General features: G+C 54.1%; 14 protein-coding genes, 1 tRNA gene and 1 other annotated feature. Of the genes, 8 read left to right on the forward strand and 7 right to left on the reverse strand.

Features of this window, described 5'->3' with window-relative positions:
- Positions 1-52 precede the first annotated feature (52 nt).
- The 3 genes from KDC22_RS26880 to KDC22_RS26890 form a co-directional block, all read right to left on the reverse strand.
- A complete protein-coding gene (locus KDC22_RS26880) occupies positions 53-916 on the reverse strand; it encodes a phosphate ABC transporter substrate-binding protein (protein ID WP_173132097.1) in 864 nt (287 codons plus the stop codon).
- A gap of 43 nt (positions 917-959) precedes the next feature.
- Positions 960-2,396, reverse strand: coding sequence for a hypothetical protein (locus KDC22_RS26885; RefSeq protein WP_211720962.1), 1,437 nt, complete (start codon positions 2,394-2,396; stop codon positions 960-962).
- A gap of 160 nt (positions 2,397-2,556) precedes the next feature.
- Positions 2,557-3,000, reverse strand: coding sequence for a hypothetical protein (locus KDC22_RS26890; RefSeq protein WP_173132091.1), 444 nt, complete (start codon positions 2,998-3,000; stop codon positions 2,557-2,559).
- A gap of 210 nt (positions 3,001-3,210) precedes the next feature.
- On the opposite strand from KDC22_RS26890, the gene KDC22_RS26895 reads away from it, so the two are divergent.
- From KDC22_RS26895 to KDC22_RS26910, 4 genes are all read left to right on the forward strand, one after another.
- Positions 3,211-3,942: an ABC transporter ATP-binding protein gene (locus KDC22_RS26895; RefSeq protein ID WP_211720963.1), complete on the forward strand. Its 732-nt coding sequence runs from the start codon at positions 3,211-3,213 to the stop codon at positions 3,940-3,942.
- Positions 3,939-4,976, forward strand: coding sequence for an ABC transporter permease (locus KDC22_RS26900; RefSeq protein ID WP_211720964.1), 1,038 nt, complete (start codon positions 3,939-3,941; stop codon positions 4,974-4,976). Before KDC22_RS26895 ends, KDC22_RS26900 begins: the two co-directional genes overlap by 4 nt.
- Positions 4,977-5,032: 56 nt before the next feature.
- Positions 5,033-5,713: a TetR/AcrR family transcriptional regulator gene (locus KDC22_RS26905; RefSeq protein ID WP_211720965.1), complete on the forward strand. Its 681-nt coding sequence runs from the start codon at positions 5,033-5,035 to the stop codon at positions 5,711-5,713.
- A 217-nt stretch (positions 5,714-5,930) separates the two neighbouring features.
- The gene (locus tag KDC22_RS26910; protein ID WP_211720966.1) at positions 5,931-9,275 is read left to right on the forward strand and encodes a DEAD/DEAH box helicase; all 3,345 of its coding nucleotides are present in this window, start codon (positions 5,931-5,933) and stop codon (positions 9,273-9,275) included.
- A 677-nt stretch (positions 9,276-9,952) separates the two neighbouring features.
- Here KDC22_RS26910 and KDC22_RS26920 read toward each other — a convergent pair.
- Entirely contained in the window at positions 9,953-10,312 is a 360-nt protein-coding gene (locus KDC22_RS26920; RefSeq protein WP_173132075.1) for a hypothetical protein, read from the reverse strand.
- A 228-nt stretch (positions 10,313-10,540) separates the two neighbouring features.
- On the opposite strand from KDC22_RS26920, the gene KDC22_RS26925 reads away from it, so the two are divergent.
- The 3 genes from KDC22_RS26925 (at position 10,541) to KDC22_RS26935 (ending at position 13,337) form a co-directional block, all read left to right on the forward strand.
- Positions 10,541-10,846 (forward strand): hypothetical protein, encoded by a 306-nt coding sequence (locus KDC22_RS26925; RefSeq protein ID WP_173132072.1) that lies wholly within the window; start codon positions 10,541-10,543, stop codon positions 10,844-10,846.
- A gap of 14 nt (positions 10,847-10,860) precedes the next feature.
- Positions 10,861-11,001 carry a hypothetical protein gene (locus tag KDC22_RS26930; protein WP_211724289.1) on the forward strand — a complete coding sequence of 47 codons (141 nt, stop codon included), beginning with the start codon at positions 10,861-10,863 and terminating at the stop codon, positions 10,999-11,001.
- Between the two features lie 80 nt (positions 11,002-11,081).
- Positions 11,082-11,305: a binding site (T-box leader), on the forward strand.
- 61 nt (positions 11,306-11,366) lie between these two features.
- Entirely contained in the window at positions 11,367-13,337 is a 1,971-nt protein-coding gene (locus KDC22_RS26935; protein ID WP_211724207.1) for an arginine--tRNA ligase, read from the forward strand.
- Positions 13,338-13,968: 631 nt separating this feature from the next.
- Here the strand turns inward: KDC22_RS26935 and KDC22_RS26940 are convergent.
- Positions 13,969-14,042 (reverse strand) — tRNA-Arg (locus tag KDC22_RS26940).
- Positions 14,043-14,229: 187 nt separating this feature from the next.
- On the reverse strand, positions 14,230-14,586 hold the full coding sequence (locus KDC22_RS26945) for a hypothetical protein (RefSeq protein ID WP_211720967.1): 357 nt from the start codon (positions 14,584-14,586) through the stop codon (positions 14,230-14,232).
- Between the two features lie 147 nt (positions 14,587-14,733).
- Here KDC22_RS26945 and asnB point away from each other — a divergent pair, with 147 nt between their 5' ends.
- Complete coding sequence (gene asnB, locus KDC22_RS26950) at positions 14,734-16,578, forward strand: asparagine synthase (glutamine-hydrolyzing) (protein WP_211720968.1); 1,845 nt, start codon at positions 14,734-14,736, stop codon at positions 16,576-16,578.
- Positions 16,579-17,157: 579 nt separating this feature from the next.
- On the opposite strand, the gene KDC22_RS26955 is transcribed toward asnB, so the two are convergent.
- Positions 17,158-17,994 (reverse strand): aldo/keto reductase, encoded by an 837-nt coding sequence (locus tag KDC22_RS26955; RefSeq protein ID WP_211720969.1) that lies wholly within the window; start codon positions 17,992-17,994, stop codon positions 17,158-17,160.
- Positions 17,995-18,468 lie beyond the last annotated feature (474 nt).

An 18,468-nucleotide genomic window follows, 5' to 3' on the forward strand; every position in this document is an offset into this window, starting at 1 on the left:
CGGAGCTGGCCGCTGTTGCCTATCCATCTATGGTCTTGCGTGCTGCTGAAGCTTAGTTCTGCATGGCAGAGATCGGAATGAACTTCAGCTTTTTGAGCGAACCCTGCTGGAATTTCTTGCTCTGCACATATTCAATGAATTCTTTGGTCGCGCCGGTTGGCTGTCCATTCGTCATATAGTAGCCATATGCCCAGATCTTGTACGAGCCGTTGATCACATTATCTGTAGTAGCTTCGACACCGTTGAACTTCACGGCTTTGATATCGCCGCCGGTTACATAGACAAGGTCGATGTATCCGATAGCATTCGGAGTAGTGCCTACCGCTGTTTTCATGTCGCCGCTGGAGCCGGTTTCCTTGTAGTTCTTCTCTTTTTTGACGATATCTCCGCCACCCAGAGCCTTGGCCTGATAGTTGACACGGGTACCGGAACCGAAGGCACGGGTGATCACTACGATATTTCCATCCGCTCCGCCGACTTCTTTCCAGTTGGTGATTTTGCCGGAATAGATTCCTTTAAGCTGCTCTGTGGTCAGGTTGTCTACGCCGACGTTCTTATTGACGATGGTTGCAAAAGGAATAACTGCGACCTTATTCGCCACCTGCCCGTCAAAAGCCTTGAAGCCCGGAACATCAATGCTGGCATCCCAGTCACAGGCTCCGATATCGGCAATCCCTTTCTTCACGGCCTGGGGCCCGGTCACGGAGCCTTTGCCGGAAGCCGCGATCTTCACTTTCGGGTGAAGCTTCTGGAATTCTTTGGCGGCCTGTAAGGTCAGCGGAAGCAGGGCCGTAGATCCGTTAACGGTGATTTTACCCTTAAGGCTGTCTGCTGCTGAAGCTACCCCTGCAAAAGATGCGGTAAGTGCGATAACTGCGGTGAGCGCTGTAACTGTTAATTTTCGAAAAACCTTCATGTCTGAATTCTCCTCCCGGCGACCTGCGCCGATATATGTTGTATTAATTAACGGCTTCTGGTGAACTGGACAGCTCCAGAGCTTTGCCGTTCTGAATCACTAGCACTTTACCATCGCTGACAATGGCCAGCTTGCTGCCGTCGCCCGATACAGACACTTCCGATACATCATCCGCTGTACGGTATAATTCAACCGGAGCGGCGTTGCCGGCAATGGAGTAGATCACTGTGCTGCCGTCTGCTGTAGTGCCGGAAACAATCAGGCCGGTGGTGACACCCTTGGACCAGTTAGCTTCTGCACTGAGGGCGATGTCTGAGGTGGTGCCGTCTGCGGCAATCTGCTTCAAGGTATTAGCGGCATTGCCGTCTGGATCAGCACTCAGGTACACTACGCTGCCGCCTGCAAGAATCTCAGGATACAGCTTGTTGTCGAGTGCCGTAGTCAGAGCTGCCGGCTTGGCGCCTTTGGTGGTGAGATCCAGCTTGTACAGCTGTTCTCCCGCCTTGCTGTAGTCTACGGTAAGCGAAGCTTCTGTGCTGTCAGCGTCATTCTTGGCAACGCCTGTCACATTGACAATGTACACGGCACTTTTGCCGTCGGCCGATACACGAAGCTCCGATTTGTTCTCGACTTTATCTTCAAGCAGAGACTTGACCTCTCCGGTCTCCACTGAAATTTGTGCCAGCTTCTCCTGCTTGTCGCCCTGGACGAAATAGATCGTCTTGCCGTCGCCGGACCATACGAGATCCGTCTTCACGCTGGTATCTTTGCCAAGGGAGCTGATTACGCCGGTGGACAGGTTGATCAGCTTCAACTGGCCGGTCTCATCGTTAAATGCGCCCCACTGCTGATCGGCAGACACCGCATAATCCACTGCACCTTCGCTGGTAGTAAACAGATCATAATTACCCGGGGTCTGGGTGAATTTATAGAGCAGCGTAGATTCAGCGTCGCTCTGGCTGGCGATCAGGCCGCCGTCCGCACTCCAGTGCAGGGTATCGAATGAACCCGCCGGCCGGGCGAAGCTCAGGATAGTGCGGGCATCGGCCTGCAGTTCGCCGCCAAGTGCCGTAACCAGCTTCGTTAGCTCCACGTAGATTTTACGGTCATGCATTACAGGCGCAACTGTAAATTCCAGGGTCTCTCCGTCTACCTGATAGCTTCTCACACCTGCCTGGATCTGTACGTTATGTAGTCCTTTGCTGTCATTCAGCTGGAATCCGCTGCTTCCCCGCACAAGTCCGGCGCCCTGCTCTGCGGCTACCTGGCTTAAGGAGTAGAGCTTATACCCGCCGCTGTTGATGGTGCTGAGTGCAACCTGCGTACCGTTGATGCTCCAGGTCGTGCTGCTCTCCTCAGCTGCGGCTGTCTTCACGGCTGCGGCACTCACATGGCTGCTTGTGGCCAGAACGCTAACGGCTCCCCCTGTTACGAGAAGTGCTGAAGCCAGGGCCGCACCGATCCATTTACGATTTGTCAATTAGATTCACCCTTTTCCTATAGGTAACTGCTACTGTTATTTTCGTCTACGAGTGTCAATTCTGTTGCGCAGGAATGTTATGGAAATATTAACTGTACAAATAAAAATAAAAGACCCGCCCGGGAAAAGTATCCCGGGCCGGTCTATTGTCAAACCTGTGTTAATTCTCGATCCATGTCACGATAATCTCGTTCCCGCCGCTCTGCGATTCCGAGCTGCTCCCAATAATGGAATAGGAATAGGCCCCCTTCACTTTGCCGTTAATGAGAATGTTGCGGCTGTCCACAATCTCCGTCCCGCGTTCCAGCGCCTTCTCTCTTACATACTTCTGATAGGCAGTGCCAAGCGCGGCCATACTCTCATTCGTCTGATAGATCAGCATGGACGATTTCTTGCCCTCTGCCAGATCGCCTTGTGTAAAAGTAATCCCCGCACCTTCGGGAATCGGCAGATCCTCAGGCAGATACTGCTGTGCCTCTGTGTTCTCTTCGGCCAAGGTATGAAAACGTCCGCCGCCGGCCTCCTTGCCTGAATCGGAGCAGCCGCTCAGTCCGGCCGCAGCCAGCAGCACTCCCAGAGTCAGGAGCAGCTTAGGTCCTGCCATGATTCCACCGCCTTTAGGGAATGGGGTTCCAAGATGCCGGATATCTTAAATGTCCCCTTTATTACCCGGATATAGGGTGGGGGTAAACGGACAATCTATAGAATTCAAAATAATTTTGCAGGCCAAAGAAAGAGATTTACTTTTGAACGGGATATCATTAGTATAATGAGTGAGCGCTCACTCATTGCTGTGAGAATGGAGGAATTAGGCATGAATCAGGTGAAGCCTGTGATTAAGGTTACCGGTGTGGACCGGTCTTTTGGTAATAAAAGGGTACTTAAGAATATTACGCTCCAGGTGGATGAGGCAGAGACCTTCGGGATTCTGGGACCTTCCGGCTCCGGCAAAACTACGCTGATCAAGCTGCTCACGGGCATTGACGAGGTGACCTCCGGTGAGGTTCAGCTCCTCGGTGTTAGGATGCCGAAGCTGAAGATGCTTCAACAAATCGGGTATATGGCCCAGGCGGATGCCTTGTATACGGAGCTGAGCGCCAAGGAGAATCTGGAATTCTTCGCCTCTCTCTATGGACTGAAGGGCGGCAACCGCACACGCCGGATCAGAGATGTCATGGAGCTGGTGAACCTGCAGGAGCATCTGCGCAAAAGGGTGGATCAATACTCCGGAGGCATGAAGCGCCGTCTGTCCCTGGCGATCGCCCTGCTGCATGAGCCGCCGCTGCTCCTGCTGGATGAGCCTACCGTGGGCATTGATCCGGTGCTGCGCAGGTCCATCTGGCAGGAGCTGAAGGCGCTGAACCGCAAGGGAACGACGATTGTGCTGACCACACATGTGATGGATGAGGCGGAGAAATGTGACCGGCTGGCGATGATCCGGGATGGCGTTCTGCTGGCTGTGGATACTCCGGCCGGACTGCTTCAGGCTACCGGCTCCGCCACCATCGAGGAAGCCTTCCTCTACTATGGAGGGGTGCGCCAATGAGAATCCGTGCGATTACCCAGAGAATTCTGCAGCAGTTCATCCATGATAAAAGAACCATGGCCCTGATGTTCATCGCTCCCCTGCTGGTGCTTAGCCTGATGAGCCTGGTGTTTAGCAGCCCTGCCTATGAGCCTAAGATCGGTGTGTCCGCCGATACGGCGGTGTTCCGCACAGCCCTGGAAGCCCAGCAGGCGGAGGTTACCGGATATGGCGATGTAGAATCCGGCAATGCCGCCCTGAAGGCGGGCGACATTGATGCGTTCATTACAATGAAGGGAAGCACTCCCTCCGTTGTCCTCGAAGGCAGCAACCCTGCGGCGAACCGCGCCGTAATCATGGCGCTGCAGGAAGCTGCGCAGAGTCTCCAGCCTGTGGCATCCGGCAGCGGGTCACACATGCCGCAGATCAGCTACCTCTACGGCTCCCAGGATATGAAGACGATTGACCGCTTCGGCCCGATTATGATTGGGGTATTTGTCTTCTTCTTCGTCTTCCTGATCGCAGGTGTCTCCTTCCTGCGCGAGCGGACAACAGGAACACTGGAACGTCTGCTCTCCACCCCGCTGAAGCGCTGGGAGATTGTAACCGGTTATGTCTGCGGCTTCGGCATCTTTACTATCTTCCAGGCCCTGCTGATCTCCTGGTTCTCGATCCAGGTGCTGGGGATTATGATGAACGGCAGCTTCGGCTATGTCCTCCTGATGACCCTGCTATTGTCGATGTCGGCGCTGACGCTCGGTACACTGCTCTCCGCCTTTGCCGCCAATGAGCTGCAGATGATCCAGTTCATCCCCCTGGTCATTGTGCCGCAGATCTTCCTGAGCGGGTTATTTCCGCTGGATACCCTTCCGCTCTGGCTGCAGCGCATCGGACTCGCAACTCCCATCTACTATGGCTCGGAGGCATTGATGGATATCATGCTGCGCGGCCAAGGCTGGGAAGATATCGCACGGGATGTCTTCATGCTGATCGGCTTCTCCCTGCTGTTCATGCTGCTCAATGTGCTGGCTCTGCGCAAGCACCGCAGAATGTAAAGTGTGAACGGGCTATGTTACACTAGGAGGAATTGCAAGAGTCTGGAGGTTCTATCATGGAGAAAGACCATGCTGCCGGGCAGCTGGAGGAGGAGCAGTGGGTCCAGGAGCTGCTGGCTCTCAGCGAACAGGAGCAAGTAACACCCAAGCAGCTGTCCATTCTGCGGGCGGCCATTGATGTTTTTGCAGAGAAGGGGTTCTCGGCAGCCGCCACCAGCGAGATCGCCCAGAAGGCAGGCGTGGCGGAAGGAACGATCTTCCGTTATTACAAAACCAAAAAGGATCTGCTGCTGGCCATCGTTGTCCCGACGATGAGCCGGATGATTGCTCCGTTTGTCCTGCGCAATTTCAGCGGGGTACTGGATGTCCCCTTTGAGAGCTACGAGGCTTTCCTGAGGGCCTTCATGGTCAACCGGCTGGATTTCGTCCGCAGGAATCTGAAGATCGTCAAAATTCTGATCCAGGAGATCCCCTTCCAGCCCGCGCTGAAGGAGCAGCTGGTCCAGAATATTTTCGAGCAGGTGCTGGCGCGTGTAACTGCAATCACGGAACACTTCAAGCAGCAGGGCGAGATTATTGATGCCCCAACCCCTGCGATCATCCGCTTCACCATCTCGGCCATTATCGGCTATCTGCTGGTCCGCCTGCTGCTGATGCCGGACCATGACTGGAACGACGAGGAAGAGATTGAACAGACGCTCCGCTTCATTCTGCACGGCATTGGCGGAGTGGGATGATTCACCTGCAAGGCCTAACCCGGAGGACAGCATCTATGGCTGCTCTTCCGGGTTTTTCAGCATACCGGTATAAGCAAGATAAGAGATATGGGGACGAGGAGATCATACTGGTATTTTCTCCTTTTGAAGGCGTACGCCTGTTCTGTTATTATGGGTATTACAGCTATTACAGAACGGGGCAGCTTAGTCACAAGGAATAGAAGGAAGTGATCATACGATGGGTTATCAGGTACCGGAACGGGTTATCAAGCTGCTGTGCGGCAGCGCTGCTTACGACCAGGGAGTGGCTTATTATCATGCCCGTAAGGTGGAGCTTGTCTATACGGAGCATAATCATGAAGAAGAGTATTCCAAATACCGCGCTGAGGTGCATGGACTGGAGAGCCATGAGGTCGCGCTGATCATAGACAGTGACGGGGATGTGCAGGGGGAATGCTCCTGCCCGGCCTATTCTCACGGCGGACCCTTCTGCAAGCATATTGCGGCAGCGCTGGTTGCTGTTCTCTACGCCGGCCGTGCCGCTGAAGCTGAACCGGCTGCGGATGCAGACGGCGGGGACGCGGAGGAGCCTTATACCGGGGAGACCGGCAGGCTGCTAACGCCCCGCAGCGCCGGCCCTTCCGGGGATGGGCGCAGGGGACCGGGCGGAGACAGGCAGCTGGTGAGCAGCATGCTCGGGATGTTCACCGGCGTCCGGCAGCGTCCAAGCGGTGCCGGAACTTATGTGGATCTGCGGACACCGCTGCAGGTAGAGTTCATCTGCAAGTCCTTCTCCTACAGCTACAGCAGCACGATGCTTGGGATCGAACTGAAGGTAGGCCCGAAGCGCCTCTACATCGTGCCGAGGATCAGAGTCTTTCTGGAGCATGTTCACCGTGGCGAGCCGTTTGAATTCACCAGGCATTTCACGTATGATCCCGACCAGCACAGCTTCTCCAAGGAGGATAATGCGGTCCTGCAGAAGCTGATTGACATGATGCTGAACGAAAAAATCTACCACAACACCCTTAATCCCTATGCTCCCCATGGCAGCCACCCGGGAAATGAGCGGCTGCTGCCTGTTGCTCCGTTTTTCTGGGAGAGCCTGTTCCCTGCACTGGAGGCGGCTCCCGCCGTACGTCTACAGCACGGACAGCATCTGCACGACACCTTGTCTCTCTCGGATGAGCCTCTGCCCCTGAGCTTTCAGTTCGACCAGGCGCAGGAGGAAGGATACCGGCTGGACGTTCAGGGGCTTGAGCAGCTTACGGTTCTTGAGAATTACGGGCTGGTCTTATCCGAAGGCAAGCTGCTTAAGCTGCCTGCACAGGAATGCGGGCGTCTCTCCGAGCTCAAACGGATGCTGAACAACAACCGGCGGGACGCCATTACGATTGCGCCTGAGCAGATGGAGCCGTTCATGGAGGCGGTCATTCCGGGACTCAAAAAATTAGGCCGGGTGAGCATTGCCGATGCCATTGCCGGCCGCATTGTCCAGGCACAGCTTCATGCGAGACTCTACCTGGACCGGGTGCGGGACCGGCTGCTTGCCGGGCTTGAATTCCAGTATGGCGGAATCGTCATCAACCCGCTGGAAGAGAAGGCCCATGAGCGGAGCAGCGAGGTCATTCTGATGCGGGACGGGGAGGCGGAACGGCGGATTCTGGACCTGATGGCCCATGAGTCCTTCGCGCGGACGGAGAGCGGCTATATCATGCGGGATGAGGACGGGGAATTCGACTTCCTCCACCATACTATCCCGCTGCTGGAGCCGCTGCTTCAGGTCTACGCCACCACTGCGGTCAAGGGACGAGTCCTGACTGATCATGCTGCGCCCAAGGTCAGCCTGAGCTGGAATGAGAAGACCGACTGGCTGGACTTCAAGTTCGCCATGGAGGGTATCGCGGAGAAGGACATTACACTGGTGCTGAAAGCCCTTCAGGAGAAGCGTAAATATTACCGGCTGCCGGACGGTGCCCTGCTCCCGCTGGATACTGCGGAATTCCAAGAAATCATCGCTTTGATGAATGAGCTTGGCCTCCGCGGCAGTGATATTCACAGCACAGAGCTCTCCTTGCCGCTGGTCCGCGCCCTTCATCTCCAGACGGGTAACGTCCAAGGAGAGAATATCCAGATCGGCCGCTCCTTCCGGCGGCTGCTGGCCAATATGTCGAGTCCCGAGAATCTGGACTTCCCGGTGCCGGAGAGTCTGGCCCCCGTGCTTCGGGATTACCAGCAGTACGGCTTCCAGTGGATGAAGACGCTGGCTCATTACCGCTTCGGCGGGATTCTGGCAGACGATATGGGCCTGGGCAAAACGCTCCAGAGCATCGCCTTCCTGCTCTCCGAGCTGGCGGATATCCGGCAGAGCGGCATACCTGCGCTTATTGTAGCGCCGGCCTCCCTGCTCTATAACTGGCAGAACGAGCTGAAGCGCTTCGCCCCGGAGATACAGGCCGTCATCGCTGACGGCAACGCCGGTGAGCGCAGCCGTACCCTGCGGAATGCCGCGGGGCACGATGTCATTATCACCTCGTATCCGCTGCTGCGCAGAGATGTGGAAGAGTATGCCAAGCGGTCCTTCCATACCCTCATTCTGGATGAAGCGCAGATGATCAAGAACCACGAGACTATGACTGCCCAGGCGGTCAAGCTGCTTCAGGCCCGCTACCGGTTTGCGCTGACCGGAACACCGGTGGAGAATGCGCTGGAGGACCTGTGGTCGATCTTCGGCGTAGTCTTCCCCGGGCTGTTCCCCGGCAAGAAGGCCTTCCATGACCTCCCCCGGGAGACGGTGGCCCGGCGCGCCCGCCCTTTCCTTCTCCGCCGCCTCAAAAGCGATGTGCTGAAGGAGCTGCCGGATAAGATCGAGTCCCTGCAGGCCTCGGAGCTGCTGCCCGAGCAGAAAAAGCTCTATGTGGCCTATCTGGCCAGACTGCGCAAAGAAGCGCTCAAGCATCTGGACAGCGATAGCTTCGGCAATGGGCGGATCAAGGTCCTTGCCGGACTTACCCGGTTGCGCCAGCTATGCTGCCATCCCGCCCTGTTCGTGGACGGGTACACAGGAGGCTCCGGCAAATTCGAGCAGCTGCTGGAGATTATCGGCGAATGCCGCAGCTCCGGCAAACGGATGCTCATCTTCTCGCAGTTCACGCAAATGCTCGGCATGATCAGTCGTGAAATGGCTCTGCTGGGGATTCCGCATTTCTACCTGGACGGGCAAACCCCGGCCTCTCAGCGTGTAGAGCTGTGCAGCCGCTTCAATGAAGGCGAACGCGACCTGTTCCTGATCTCGCTGAAGGCGGGCGGCACCGGTCTCAATCTGACCGGTGCCGATACCGTCATTCTCTATGATCTGTGGTGGAACCCTGCTGTTGAGCAGCAGGCGGCTGACCGGGCCCACCGGATCGGGCAGAAAAAAGTCGTCCAGGTGATCCGCCTGGTGGCCCAGGGAACGGTAGAAGATAAAATGTACGAGCTGCAGCAAAAGAAGAAAAACCTGATAGACGAAGTCATTCAGCCGGGGCAGGAGGCTCTGTCCAGCCTGAGCGAGCATGACATCCGTGAGATCCTCTCGCTCTGACCTGCCGGTCTATGGCATGCTGTTACTCATGCCAACGCAGCCTGGGGCTGGTGTATTGCTGCTTGTTGCATTGCTTGCTGCTTGCTGCTTGCTGCTGTACCACTCTGCCATTCTGCTGTATTTTGTACAACAGAACACCTCCAAACTCGTTGAGAAATTGAATCTATTGTACTTCGTACACTAGAATTTCGGGTCAGCGCTGTTTTTGAGTAGAAATCCGGGAATCAAATTTATGAAGTGCAATAGAATGCTTTTCTGAGCGGAAAAGTACGGTTTCTATTGCACTAAGTGCAATCACCTCAAATAGCTAAGGTGTGTTGCGACAGGTTGGTAGAGGCGTGGCTCTGAGATTCTGGGAATGATGTGGCTGGGAATGATGTGGCTGGGAATGTTGTGACTGGAAACGCTGAGGTAGCGAGAAGCTGACACATTGGGCGCAGCAGCACTCCCTATTATCCGCTGGAGGCAGCCTGTCCCGATTGGATGCTTCCAGCAAGTCCGGTATAATCCAAGGTCGACTTATAACTTACTCAAGAGGTGCTTGTTCATGAGCTTTATTCTGGCGCATGGAGACTCAGCCCCTGACTTGCGCCCTGGTATAACGCCAGAGCAGGGACTCTCCTAAGCGATCACGCTTGGAAGAGTCCCTGTTCTTTATATCCTATGGCATTACCAGTCTAATCTTCCGGGTTTAGTTGCTCATGCGAAACCACACGATGAGCATTCACCAGCTGGCCGGTTGATGTTTTGCCCCAGACTGAAATCTCAACGTCCTCTACATCTGCATCTCCAACCGTAAAAATAAATTCATAGCCATCCAGATCGGCAAAATAATTCCGGGTCACCACTTCATTCGGATTAACATTAATAGTCTCACTGACATACAGCGTTCTTGTCGCTCCCAGTACATAACCCTGAATAGTGACAGCGGAGCCTCCCGGCGCATTCCGTTTCAATATTCTTACCGTAACAGTCTGCGTAGGCCTGACTCCGGAAACGGCATTATTTTCAATAGGTCCTGTTGACAAAATTGCCATCCTGTCTCATCCTTCCTGTTGTAATTGGTATTGCTGCCTGTGATACTCCACTTCCGGCAATGATTAATTATTACTTGCACAATCTATTCATATTCGGGCAATGGCATAACGGTGTGGACATAGGTCTGAACCTATTCACCAATATCTGCAGAGACGCATATCTTTTACTAAGGAATACCGCCTATACTGCGCTTCCCATACGAACGCCGAACGGAAGAAGGGAGTCCCATGCCCCCTCCTGGAAAAGGAAAGAAGCCCGCCGCCAAAAAAACTGCGTCCAGCTCCAACACTCAAACGCCGAAAGGGCTTGAATTTGCCGTAGCCGCACTTCTGTTGACCGGCAAGCTGAAAGTTGACTCCATCCAGATGTACACGGACGCCTCCATGTTCGTCAGTCTGGTGGGCAAATATAAAACCTTAAGTGATCTGAGCAATGACAATGTCGATAAGCTGGTCAGCTTCCTCGATAACAACAGCAGCCTTACGCTGAACGAGATCATGACCGCTTTGAAAAAGAAAGCCGACAACTCCTGAACACCTAAACGGAAGTGAAAGTGAGGCACGGGGATATAGACAGTTTTGACGGAGAGGGGTTTGCCGGAGGAATCCTGCTGATTATTGTAATTATGCTGCTGATTTATGGCTCAACGGACATCAAGAATCTGACAGGAGCGCCCAATGATGAGTAATAATAGCCGGAGATCGGCCAGCTGCATCACAATCTGCTATTGCTTTCTGTCAGAAATTCGCTATACTGATAAAAATCCATATTGAATCGATGATCAGGAGAGTAATCGCCCTCAAATCTAGTCCCCAGCGAGCCGGGAAAGTGGAAGCCGGTACAGATTCGGACGATGAAGCGCACCTGTGAGATGGACTTCTGAACCCTAAGAGTAGGAAGCCCCGGCTGAGGACCGTTAACCTGTAAGGTGGCTGAACTGTGAGGTTTAGCAACGAGAGTGGTACCGCGAGCGCATAAGCCTCGTCTCTTTTGAGACGAAGGCTTTTTTTGTCGTCCAATTACATGAATGATCAGGAGGTCTTGTCCATGCCAATGCTAAGTGAGCTTATTCAAGAGAGTCTGAAGCAGTGTATTCACCAAATATCCGTAAGCCTGGGAACTCCCGCCGTCTCTCAGGTGACTGTTGAGCTGGAACAGCCTGCGAATGCGGAGCATGGGGACTATTCCAGTAATATAGCCATGCAATTGGCCCGTACCCTGCGCAAAGCTCCGAACGCCATAGCCGAAATGATCGTCAGTGAGCTCCAAGCCTCAGGCTCCGTAAACGGACTGCTGATGCGAATCGAGGTGGCCGCGCCGGGGTTTATTAACATGTATATGGATTGGCAGGCTTGGGCGCAGACCAGGGATACCTTTGCGCTGCCCCGGAACACCGGCGGGAAGGTGATTGTCGAGCATACGTCTGTGAACCCCAATAAAAGTATGCACATCGGGCATCTAAGAAACTCCTGTATCGGAGATGCACTGGTTCGAATGCTGAGACATACCGGCTATTCCGTCGAGGTGCATAACTACGTGGATGATCTCGGCAATCAGCTCGCTGATACGGTAGTCGGTCTGCTGAATATCCCGCTTGCGGGAGAACATGTGCGCTTCGGCGATTACTGCTGGGATATTTATGCCGAGATCAACAAGGCATACGCGCAGAAGCCGGAGACCGTACAGAAGCGGACCGAGATTCTTCATGCGCTGGAAGAGGGGCACGGCAACACGGCGTGGATTGGCAATCTTGTCGCCGGGCAGATTGTAAAAGAGCATGTGGAGGAGATGCGGAATTTCGGTATAGAGTACGATCTGCTTGTATGGGAGAGCCATATTCTGAAGGAAGGCTTCTGGTCTTCCGCGTTTGACCTTTTGTCGCAGACCGAGGTGTTCGTTCAGGAGCATGAAGGCAAGCTGGCCGGCTGCTGGATTCTGAAGCAACCTGCCGGAGATCATGCTATGCCGGATACGGGAGAAGAACATCAGAAGGATAAAGTACTGGTACGCTCGAACGGGATTTTGACCTATACAGCCAAGGATATCGCTTATCATCTGTGGAAATTCGGTCTCTTGGGCAAGGATTTGAGCTACAGTGAATTTAACAGCGGGTTGTGGACGACTGGCATGACCGGCCAGACCCTTCCGTTTGGACAGGCGGACAAGGTTGTGAATGTTATTGATTACAGACAGGAGTATCCGCAGGCGATGGTGAAGCAGGCCCTCAAGGCACTCGGATTCACCAGACAGGCCGACTCACTGCATCATGTAAGCTATGGGGTAGTCTCGCTTAGTCCAGCTTCTGCAGCAGGGCTCGGCATTGATACCTCCGGCGGCAAAAGCTCCTATGCCATGTCCGGCCGCCATGGAATCGGCATCAAGGTTACCGAGCTGGTCCGGCTCATGGAGGATATGATTGAATCCACCCGTGCGGATAAAAATGGCCTGTCCAGCCGTCTGATCGCCACCGCCGCCATCCGTTACTACCTGCTGCGCTTCAATCTGGGCACAGAAATTGTGTTTGATTTCAAGCAGGCGATGGAAATCTCCGGCAACACCGGTGTCTACCTGATGTATGCCTATGCCCGTGCGCAGCGTGTGCTCAGCAAGGGCGGCGCTGCGGCGGAAGGCAATAGCACCGGTGCAGTTAGCGGCAGCGGGACCGGTGCAGTTAGTGGCAGCGGGACCGGTGCGGTTAGTGGTAGCGGGGGTGACGCGGTTAGTGAAAAAATCAAGCTGCCGCTCTTTCCGCCGCAGCTCGAAGCCGCCGAGCTTGCCTTGCTGAGGCAGCTCAGCCTGTGGCAGGACACACTCTATACAGCCAGTCAGGAGCTTACGCCGAATACGATCTGCAACTATGCCCATGGCCTGGCCTCGCTGTTCAACCATTTCTACTCCTCCTGCCCGATCCTCAAAGGCGGGGAGGCCAGTATCGCTTTCCGCCTCTGGCTGACCCGCTGCTTCACCGGCACTCTGGGCGAGGCGCTGGATGTACTCGGTCTGCCCAAGCCGGACCGGATGTAAGCCTGGGGCTTCTCATCCTCCGAACGCAGAAACAGCCCTCCCGAAGGAAGGCTGTTTCTTGACGTCCCGGAAGGGATGCAGCCCATTCGGGCTGATTGCGAAGTAGTGCTATCGTAGCTTATGCTCCAACGTCCCCGGCTGGCGCCTTGGGTTCTCATCCTCCAGACGCAGAAATAGCCCTCCCGAAGGAAGGCTGTTTCTTGACGTCCCGGAAGGGATACAGCCAAAGTACGGCTGATTGCGGAGTAATCCTATCGAAGCTATGCTCCAACGTCCCCGGCTGGCGCCTTGGGTTCTCATCCTCCAGACGCAGAAACAGCCCTCCCGAAGGAAGGCTGTTTCTTGACGTCCCGGAAGGGATACAGCCAAAGTACGGCTGATTGCGAAGTAGTGCTATCGAAGCTTAGGCTCCAACGTCCCCGGCTGACGCCTTGGGTTCTCATCCTCCGAACGCAGAAACAGCCTTCCCGAAGGAAGGCTGTTTCTTGACGTCCCGGAAGGGATACAGCCCATTCGGGCTGATTGCGAAGTAATCCTATCGTAGCTTATGCTCCAACGTCCCCGGCTGGCGCCTTGGGTTCTCATCCTCCGAACGCAGAAACAGCCTTCCCGAAGGAAGGCTGTTTCTTGACGTCCCGGAAGGGATTCGAACCCCTGACCGTGCGCTTAGAAGGCGCATGCTCTATCCAGCTGAGCTACCGGGACATATAAAGAATATTGTACGAATTGAATCCTTTGTATTCATATGTATTAGTGCAACGTTATTCATTATACCTGATTCAGCCAAATTATCAAGACCAAACTCTTCCAAAAAAAATAAAGCTCTCCATGCCTCAGCACGAAAAGCCTCTTCTTCTAGGGTTCAGCCTATAAATCAGTGTAGGAGATGGAGCTAGGACAGCTGCCGGAAATGCTCACCCAGCTGTTTTTTCAGCTCGCCGAAGATCAGCAGTTCGCGCTGGAACTTGGAACGTTCATCCTCCGGGCTCATCACCGTGCTGCCGGTGAAGCCGCTGACCGTAACATCCTCGAAGGCATCATGCATATTGTTGTCGAACCAGTCGGTGGCCGTATCCGCATCATTCGTCAGAATACGGACAATTTCGTAGCCCTCCTCGCGCTGGTCCTCAACAATATACACCAACAGCGGGGAATCGCCCACAGCTCCAGGCAATACGCCAACCTCTGCGCATGGCGCACCGTCGTAGTCAGTCATTCTGCGGATTTTGGCGTCTTTAATGTAATACACTTGTCATCATCCCTCCTGGCAAATTTCCCTCTTCCTAGTGTTCGGATAAGGACATACATTTTATCCCTTCAATCGGCATATATCTGTATTACTTGGCAAAAAAGAAAGGACAGACAACAATCGCACAAAAGAGAGGATGAACCAGACATGTGCGGAATAACCGGATTTGTCCAGTGGCGCGGTGATCTTACAGGGCACTCGCAACTGCTTGTCAGAATGACGGAAACTCTAGCGAACCGCGGACCGGATGCAGCCGGAACCTGGATTTCAGGCCCCATCGCCTTTGGACACCGCAGACTCAGCGTCATTGACCCCGAGAACGGTGCCCAGCCGATGATTGCCCGCCATGACGATAAGCTGTACGCAATAGTATATAACGGTGAGCTATATAACGCCCCTGAGCTGAAAAAAGAGCTGAAGCAGCGCGGCCACCATTTTGTCACAGAATGTGATACGGAGGTTCTGCTGCATGCCTATATCGAATGGGGGCCGGACTGCACGGAGAAGCTTAATGGCATCTTCGCTTTTGCCGTCTGGGACAGCTTGCGCGATCAGGTATTTCTGGCCCGCGACCGGCTGGGCGTGAAGCCTTTGTTCTACAGCCAGGTGGACGATGTCTTCGTATTCGGCTCCGAGCCCAAGGCGCTGCTGCAGCATCCCAAGGTCCAGCCGAAGGTCGGACCGGAAGGTCTTGCCGAAGTCTTCATTATCGGTCCGGCCCGGACACCGGGACAGGGTGTATACAAAGATATATTCGAGCTTCGCCCCGGTCATGCCATGATTTATAGCCGCAGCGGAATCCGCACCTATGCTTATTGGAAGCTGGAGAGCGTTCAGCACACGGATAACGTAGATGAAACGGCAGCACGGGTGCGTGAATTACTTCAGGATACGCTTGAACGCCAGCTGGTCTCCGATGTTCCGGTCTGCTCTCTGCTCTCCGGCGGGCTGGACTCCAGTGCCTTGACTGCACTTGCCGTAGATTATTACAAACGGACCGGCCAGGGCCGGGTCGATACCTTCTCTGTGGATTATGTAGACAACGATAAGCATTTCAAAAGCCATGCCTTTCAGCCCGGAGCCGACGGCCCCTGGATTCAGCGGATGATTGACGAGCTGGACACGAACCATCACTTTATCGCCTTTGACACCCCGGAATTGGTAACGGCACTCGATAACGCCCTCTACTCCCGCGATCTGCCGGGGATGACCGACGTTGATTCCTCACTGTATTTGTTCTGCCAGGAGATCAAAAAGAAAGCGACCGTAGCGATATCAGGCGAAGCCGCAGACGAAATCTTCGGCGGCTACCCCTGGTTCCACCGGGAGGAGATGTTAACATCCGGCACCTTCCCCTGGTCGGTAGCTCCCGCAATGCGTGCGAGTCTATTGTCGCCAGAAATCAGGGACTGGATACATCCGCTGGAATATTTGGGTGACCGCTACAGCGATGCTGTGGCCGAGGTACCGAAGCTTGACGGCGAGACCGGCAAACAGGCGCAGATGCGAGTGATGTCCTATCTCAACATAACCCGCTTCATGCCTACACTGCTGGACCGCAAGGACCGGATGAGCATGGGGGTGGGTCTGGAGGTTCGTGTCCCTTATTGCGACCACCGGCTGGTGCAATATGTTTTTAACATTCCCTGGGAGATTAAGACTGTAGGCAACCGTGAAAAAGGGATTCTGCGTAAAGCGCTTGAGGGTGTATTACCGGACGATGTGCTCTACCGCAAAAAAAGCCCGTACCCCAAAACGCACAACCCCGCTTATCTGAATAAGGTGCGTTCGCAGGTACTGAGCATTCTGGATGATTCTTCATCCCCTATTCTGCCGCTGATCGATCCGGCCAAAATCCGTGAAATCGCCGCATCCCCGGAATCCTCCAGCAACCTGCCTTGGTTCGGCCAGCTGATGTCCGGCCCGCAGTTATTTGCTTATCTGGCCCAGGTGGACCTGTGGCTGCGGACATACAATGTCTCCATCGGCTGAGGCTGCACAAGAAGTAAATATGCCCGCCAAGAACGTATAGCTTACGTTCAGGCGGGCCATATTTTTTTACCTCCGCTCCATGACCTCCATGACAAAACGGCTTAATGCCTGCGACGACAATCCATGCTTCCTGGAAGATCTCTAGTTAATTCCACAGGTGCACCTCCCAATTGATTCTATATGTACTTATCATAAAAGCCTGGGCAGCGTATGTCGATGAGCTTTGACTTCAAGTCGTTAGGAGCTTTGTTCCCGAACACAAAGAACAGACCACCAGTAAGGGGTCTGCTTTTTGTGTTAACGGCCTACGCCTCCACCTACAGATTGATCTGAGAGAAAAACCAATAAAAAGATGAAAGTATGGAGGGGGATTTTGGAACTGTAGGAGCGTTAGCGACCGCCTGAAAGCTTTCCGTAGGAAAGCTCGCTTCGGAAGCATCAGCAGTCACCGGATTTCCACCGCGAACAGCGGTATTAATCAAGAAATCTGGGGACAACAGCGGCCGGAAGTCCAAAATTCACCGCAGCTACGACCAACATCAATTTTATCCAAAAAATCTCCGTTCAATCTATCCCACCTTAGAAATTGAAATTATCCGGGTCCGGGCCGAAGCGGTGGTTCTGATTCAGGTTTCCGATAGCCTTAACGTCGTCGTCGCTGAGCGTGAAGTCGAAGAAACCGGCATTCTCCACAATGCGCTCCGCATGGACGGACTTCGGAATCGTGATGACACCCTGCTGGAGATCCCAGCGCAGGACGATCTGCGCCACGGTCTTGCCGTAACGTTCCGCCAGTTCCTTAAGCAGCGGCACATCCAGGTTCCCCTGCATCAGCGGGCTCCAGGCTTCCAGCTGGATGTCATGCTCCTGTGCATATTTGAGCAGTTCGCGCTGGGTCAGCAGCGGGTGGAATTCGACCTGGTCCACCACAGGCACCACTCCGCTGTCTTCAATAATATCCTGAAGATGATGGGGCTGGAAGTTGCTTACGCCGATGGATTTGACCAGCCCTTCCTTTTGCAGATGGATCAGCGCTTTCCAGGTCTCTTTATATTTGCCGGCAACCGGCCAGTGGATCAGATACAAATCAACCTGCTCAAGGCCTAGCTTCTTCCGGCTGACTTCAAAAGCCTTCAGGGTCGATTCGTAGCCTTGATCAGGATTGCGGACCTTCGTGGTAATAAACAGCTCTTCCCGGGGTACTCCGCATTCACGGATCGCTTGTCCAACGCCCTCTTCATTGTTATAGCCGGCGGCCGTATCAATACTGCGGTAACCAGTCTCCACCGCAGCCTTGACTGCACGGATCACTTCATCGCCATCCTTGGTCTGCCATACGCCAAGACCCAGCCACGGCATGGTCACTCCGTCGTTCAAGGTAGGCCCGCCTGTAAATGGTGCGTTCAATTGACTCATATGTTTACCCTCCAAGCCTATTTAGTTTTCATCAAGCATCCTTAACCTTAAAAACGCCTTCATAATCATCCAAAATCAGAATCAGTATACCAGATCGGGAAGAACACTCCAAAAGTGACAAAAGCATGTCCTGAAAGAGTATGCCCGCTGGGCAGAACAAAATCACCCTGCGGGCGGATAATGTAAGAACCTCTACATTCCAGACCACTCGTATGGCTATCTCCCCCCTGCCCATCTGCCCATTCCCAGGGCATCCGGCCTACGAACCTTCGCATCCGCACATTGTATTCGGTTTTCCACATACATCCGATCCACACTTACTCGCACCCGCACATTGTATTCGGTTTTTCACATACATTTGGTCTACGCGTATTCGCACCAGCACTTGTATTCGGTTTTCCGCATACATTCTAGGCTCCTCATTTACTTTTGCGGCCTCCGGATCATTCAAAGAGCACTTCTCCCCACGCTATG

The sequence above is a fragment of the Paenibacillus tritici genome (assembly GCF_018207515.1).
GTDB classification, from domain to species: Bacteria; Bacillota; Bacilli; order Paenibacillales; family Paenibacillaceae; genus Paenibacillus_AQ; species Paenibacillus_AQ tritici.